At 56.6% G+C, this 5,469-nt stretch carries 5 protein-coding genes; 1 reads left to right on the top strand and 4 read right to left on the bottom strand.

Going from position 1 to position 5,469, the window contains the following annotated elements:
- The 3 genes from RT613_RS03300 to RT613_RS03290 all read right to left on the bottom strand — a co-directional run.
- The coding region (locus RT613_RS03300) for an error-prone DNA polymerase (protein ID WP_313612960.1) at positions 1-2,021 on the bottom strand (2,021 nt) is incomplete at its 3' end.
- Entirely contained in the window at positions 2,018-3,538 is a 1,521-nt protein-coding gene (locus RT613_RS03295) for a DNA polymerase Y family protein (RefSeq protein ID WP_313612959.1), read from the bottom strand. The genes RT613_RS03300 and RT613_RS03295, both read right to left, overlap by 4 nt.
- A complete protein-coding gene (locus RT613_RS03290) occupies positions 3,450-4,214 on the bottom strand; it encodes a damage-inducible protein (RefSeq protein WP_313612957.1) in 765 nt (254 codons plus the stop codon). Before RT613_RS03290 ends, RT613_RS03295 begins: the two co-directional genes overlap by 89 nt.
- A 123-nt stretch (positions 4,215-4,337) precedes the next feature.
- Here RT613_RS03290 and RT613_RS03285 point away from each other — a divergent pair, with 123 nt between their 5' ends.
- Complete coding sequence (locus tag RT613_RS03285; protein ID WP_313612955.1) at positions 4,338-4,493, top strand: hypothetical protein; 156 nt, start codon at positions 4,338-4,340, stop codon at positions 4,491-4,493.
- Positions 4,494-4,572: 79 nt separating this feature from the next.
- Here RT613_RS03285 and RT613_RS03280 read toward each other — a convergent pair.
- On the bottom strand, positions 4,573-5,469 hold an 897-nt coding region (locus RT613_RS03280; protein WP_313612953.1), incomplete at its 5' end, for an L-idonate 5-dehydrogenase.

The following is a 5,469-nucleotide window of genomic DNA, read 5'->3' as shown; positions in this document are numbered from 1 at the left end:
GCCCGGCGCAACTGGTCTGCTTCTCCGGGAGTAAAACCAGCGCAGTTGATGGCGAGCTGCATGGCCTGTTCCTGAAAAAGCGGAACACCCAATGTTCGCCTGAGAGCTTCCTCGAATTCAGGGCTCGGATAACTGATTTCTTCTTTGCCCTGTCGTCGTCTTAAGTAGGGATGCACCATGTCACCCTGGATCGGCCCGGGTCTGACAATCGCCACCTGAATGACAAGGTCGTAATAGGTTTCAGGCTTCAAACGTGGCAACATTGACATCTGGGCACGACTTTCAATCTGAAACGTGCCCAGCGTGTCTGCTTTCTGGATCATTGCATAGGTAGGTTTGTCTTCTTGCGGTATGCTTGCAAGATCGTATTTCTTCCCTTTGTGCTCTCGCAAAAGATCAAAGCATCGCCGCAGGCAAGATAACATGCCCAAAGCCAGGACATCGACCTTCATGAATTTCAGGATGTCGATATCGTCCTTGTCCCATTCGATCACCTGTCGGTCAGCCATTGTCGCAGGTTCGATGGGTACCAACTCATTCAACTGATCGCGGCTCAATACGAAACCACCGGGATGTTGCGACAAATGACGCGGGAAACCGATTAATTGGCGAGCAAGATCTAGAGTGATCTTCAACCGCCTGTCATCCCAATTGAGATTGATATCTCGGACATGTTTTTCCTCTACGCCTTCCGACCAGCCAGAGACTTGTGAGGACAGGGTTTTTGTCAGGTCTTCGGTCAGGCCCATGGCTTTACCGACATCCCGCAACGCACCCTTGGCACGGTAGCGGATAACCGTTGCGCAAAGAGCCGCACGATCCCGACCATAGGTCTCATATACCCACTGGATCACCTCTTCCCTGCGTTCATGTTCAAAATCGACATCAATATCCGGTGGTTCATTGCGATTTTCTGAGACGAACCGCTCAAACAGCAAGTTACTGTTAACAGGATCGATGGACGTGATGCCTAAGACATAACAGACTGCAGAATTGGCGGCCGACCCTCGTCCCTGGCACAAAATATCCTGGGAGCGAGCAAACCGGACGATTGCATTCACAGTCAGGAAATAAGCGGCATATTCGAGTTTCTGAATGAGCCGAAGTTCGTATTCAAGACTGGCTCGAACTTTGTCCGGAAGGCCATCGGGGTAGCGCCAATTTGCCCCCTCCCAAGTGTATTTTTCCAACAACTGCTGCGGTGTCAGATCCGGAAAAAGCTTTTCTTCCGGATACTGATACTGTTTGGAAAGCTCATCGAGATTGAACTGGCAGCGTTTGACGATTTCAAGCGTGCGGGCATGGGCCTCCCGATAGCTTGGGAAAAGCCGCAGCATTTCTTCTGGCGGCTTCAGATAACGATCGGCGAAATGCTCCCGCCGATGGCCAAGCTCGTCAATCGTAACATTATACCGGATGGCCGTAACAACATCCTGAAGTATCCGTCGCTCGCGATGATGATACAGCACGTCATTGGTCAGAATGGTTGGCACTCGGCTCATCGCCGCCAGATTGGCGAGTTCATGCAAACGAAGCTGGTCATTTGGCCTGCGGCGCAGCGTCAGCGCCATATAGGCCCGATCACCAAAACTCTCGCGCAGGCGACGAAGCCGAAAGGCACAGACATCATCAGCAACATCAGGAACCAGAACAGCGATCAAACCGTCGCTATAGGCAACGACATCAGCCCATTCCAGATGACAATTGCCCTTGCCGCCACGTTGTTTGCCAAGGCTGAGAAGGCGGCACAACAGACCATAGGCTGCCCTGTTGGTCGGATAGGCAAGGATCGACATGCCGTCGGCAAGATCAAGCCGGCATCCGACGACAAGTCGCAGACCAGTATCCTTGGCAGCCTGATGCGCACGCACGATGCCGGCCAGCGAATTACGGTCCGTTATCGCCAGTGCCTCAATGCCCAGCTCTTTCGCTTCTGCAAACAATTCCTCGCAGGACGATGCCCCTCGCAGGAAGGAAAAATTGCTGGTTACCTGAAGTTCGGCATATCGCGGGTCACTCATGCGAAAATCCCATGCAGAAACCAGTCATGTGAGCCGCTATCGGCATCTTCACCATTGCCCGCCCGGAAAATCCAGAACCGCTCACCGGCATCGTCCTCAACCCGAAAATAATCTCTGACAGCAATCATTTCCGCATCACGTTTCCACCACTCGCCAAAAATCCGCTCCGGACCATCGGCGCGCCGCACACGCCGTCGCATTCCCCGCCAGACAAAGGAAACGGGCGGGTGATCGGGCAGCAGCGCCATCGTCTCGATCGGTTCGGGATGCTGTAAAAGCCGTGACGGGCGGGGCCAGCTTGCTTTCCAGCCCGCAGTTACCTGCGAAGAGAACGGCGAAACACGCATGACCGAACGCTCAGGTACATCGCTCTCGACCGAGGCATAACGATAGATACGCTGTGCCCCGACACGGTTGGCCAGAATGTCGACCAGATCAGACATGTCAGGATCGGCTTCCTCCACCAGCGAGGATATGGCCTGGCGATGCTCAAGCAGTTCGGTTGCCGAAGCGACCAGCGTCATCAGCTCGATGCCGAAACCGGGATCAACCGTTTCGATCTTGTCGCACAGCAACCGGGTAAGGCGCTTCACATCGCGAACCGGCTGGGCCAGGCCAACACGAACTGCCTGTATGCTGTTGTCAACGCGGGTAAAAAGAAGATCGAGGCGGCGCGCGCCAACGCCCTTGGTTTCCATATCCGCGCACAAGGCCGTCACCAGCTTTTCCGTATAGCGGGCAATGGTTTCTGCCGCAGCGATCGGCTCTGCAAACACCCGCCGGGCTTGCGGCAAGTCCGGCGAGCGGATTGGATCGACAGGCTCAGCCGAACGGCCAAGGGCTTCATCGATACGTCGGCCAATTTCCGGTCCAAAGCGTTGGGTGAGTGGTGCCCGTGGCTGGTCGATGAGATCACCGATCCGCTCAAAACCAAGTGTCTGCAGGCCTGCCACGGTCTGTGGTTCCAGACGCAGGGCTGCAAGCGGCAGACGACGAAGCAATGGCAGGCTTTCCCCCGGAGGCACAACAAGGGTTGTTCTCATCGTGAAGCGCGCAAAAGCATGCGCCGCCCCTCTTGTATCGGCAATCGCCGCGCACGCCTCTAGTCCGGCAACTGCAAAGCGCTGAACCATTGATGTCAGCATCACAGCTTCGCCACCATGCAAATGGTCTGCACCGGTCGTGTCGATAATCAGCCCATCCGGCGGATCAGCCATGACAACAGGAGAAAACCGCAGCGCCCATAAGGCCAGTCGTTCAAGCGCCTCACCATCTCCCCGACTGTCCGCATCCACAACGACCAGTCCCGGCACCAGCGCCTGCGCTTTTGCCAGAGCCATGCCGACAGACAGTCCGAGCTTACTGGCATTGGCATCAAGCGCAAAAATAGAACGGCGACCACCATCGCGGCCAGCAAGCACCAGTGGTTTATCGATTGGCGGCGTAGCGGTGCCCGAAAGCCGTCTCAGACGGTCTGTTGGCCAACGGGGCAGGTACAGCGATACAACCCTGACCATCACAACTCTCCACTTCGAGATCGAAATACTCCCCTGCCCTTGCCCGGATCAGTTCCAGCAACCAGCGCTCGCGGCCAATACCGGCGACCGGCAGTGGGGAAGACGGCACTGCCGAAACACGCCAGCGCGTGATCGCAGCCGTCGGCTGTCCAAAATCCTCCGCCTCGCTTTGGCGACGCCAGCGGCGAATGGCGATCCCAATCGCACCCGACTGTTCTGCCGCCAGTTGCAACCGACGTGATGCGACCATCGAGAGCCGGGCAACCTCGGCAATCGCGGCCCCGATCCCACCGTGACGAAGCCCTTCCTCGAAACAGGCAAGCAGCATCTTCTCATCGCCGGCTTCGACATGGATGACCCGGCCCGGATCAAGACCCACCTGGGCAAGGGCCGGTGCAAACAGATCGGCACGGGTGACGCACCACAGCACCTTGCCACGGGTGCGCGCGGCAATACCGGCGGCAAACACCGCAGCCGCTGCTCCATCCACCGCACCATTGCCGCGACCAGCCACTTCATGTAGCGCACCCAGTGCCAGTCCGCCTCCCGGCAATCTGTCATCAATCTCCGGAACCCCAAACGGCAGGACCTGCCGTTTGCGCATGGTTGTGCCTTCGAGACGCTCAATATGCTCCCGAAGCCCGGACAGCATGGAATTGGCGACTATTCCCGACATGGCGCGAATGCGATCCTCTCAATGGTTTTGCAGGGGCAAAGTTTATATGTTCTCTTTTTGTTCCTATTGTTGCCATGAGTCAATCGGGGGCAATGAACCTCCTGTGGTCAAAGGAATGATGCCATGATGGCTTTGACCGGATTCATACAATCGGATCAAATGGATGATGCGGTACAGCTTGTCAGGAATTTTTTCTTAGAAATCGCAGCCGTCACATCGGCAAAGCCGGCAAAACAAAAAGGCGCGATTTATCGACCTCTAATCAGCATTTCCCCGTGACCATTGAGGCACGGGGAAGCTCGTATTGCACAAGGTCATGCCATCTGCCTGACCTTGTTTCTTCTTCGTTGGCGGCGAATCAAAACGCCAGTTGTACTTTCATTGATTTTGTTCTGTCTGCTGCTGTTTCGAATGCGGTGACGGCTTCGTTGAGCGGGAAGGTGCCGGTCAGAAGTGGTTTGAGATCAACACGGCCCTTGTTGATGAAGTCGACCGCAAGCCCGAACTCCTCATGGAACCGGAACGTGCCCTTCATCTCGATCTCCTTGGCAACCACCATGTTCTGCGGAATGGAGACATCACCACCCAGCCCAAGCTGTACAACGGTCGAGCGCGGACGAAGAACCTCGAGCCCCGAGCGCACCGCACTCTGATTGCCTGACGCTTCGAACTGAACGTCAAAATATCCCTTGTTGGCAGAATAGGCCGAGAGCTGATCGGCATTGTCAGCCACATTGATCACCCGGTCAGCACCAATATCCAGTGCCTTCTTCAGCACCGCATCCATCACATCGGTCGCCACGATCTCACGCGCCCCATGTGCCCGTGCCGCAATGATCGCCAGTGCACCAATTGGTCCACAGCCGGTTACTAGAACCCGCTTGTCGGTCAGGGCGCCAGCCCGTGCCACCGCATGCAGCGTGACGGCAAAGGGTTCGGCCATCGCCGCTTCATGGATCGAGACACCCTCGTCCACCCTGTGGCACTGCCAGGCCTGCGCCACCAGTCTCTGACGAAACGCGCCCTGGATATGCGGCATCGGCATGGCACTGCCGTAGAACCGCATGTTGAGGCAGTGGTTCTGTTGGCCTTTGAGGCAATATTCGCACTCATTGCATGGACGGCTTGGCGAGACCGCAACACGGTCGCCCACGGAAAGCCCTGAGACACCCTCACCCAGCGCCTTGATCGTACCGGCCACCTCATGGCCAAGGATCATCGGTTCGCGGATGCGCACGGTGCCAAAACCACCGTG

Source organism: Agrobacterium sp. (genome assembly GCF_032092815.1).
In the GTDB taxonomy this organism is placed as follows: domain Bacteria; phylum Pseudomonadota; class Alphaproteobacteria; order Rhizobiales; family Rhizobiaceae; genus Agrobacterium.
The sequence above is the reverse complement of the archived record's forward strand: the minus strand, read 5'-3'. Positions and strand labels throughout refer to the sequence as shown.

Excerpts from the sequence above, each read along its gene's own strand:
- RT613_RS03295 (WP_313612959.1), bottom strand. The coding sequence starts at position 3,538 with ATGGTCAGGGTTGTATCGCTGTACCTGCCCCGTTGGCCAACAGACCGT.
- RT613_RS03290 (WP_313612957.1), bottom strand. The coding sequence starts at position 4,214 with ATGTCGGGAATAGTCGCCAATTCCATGCTGTCCGGGCTTCGGGAGCAT.
- RT613_RS03285 (WP_313612955.1), top strand. The coding sequence starts at position 4,338 with ATGATGGCTTTGACCGGATTCATACAATCGGATCAAATGGATGATGCG.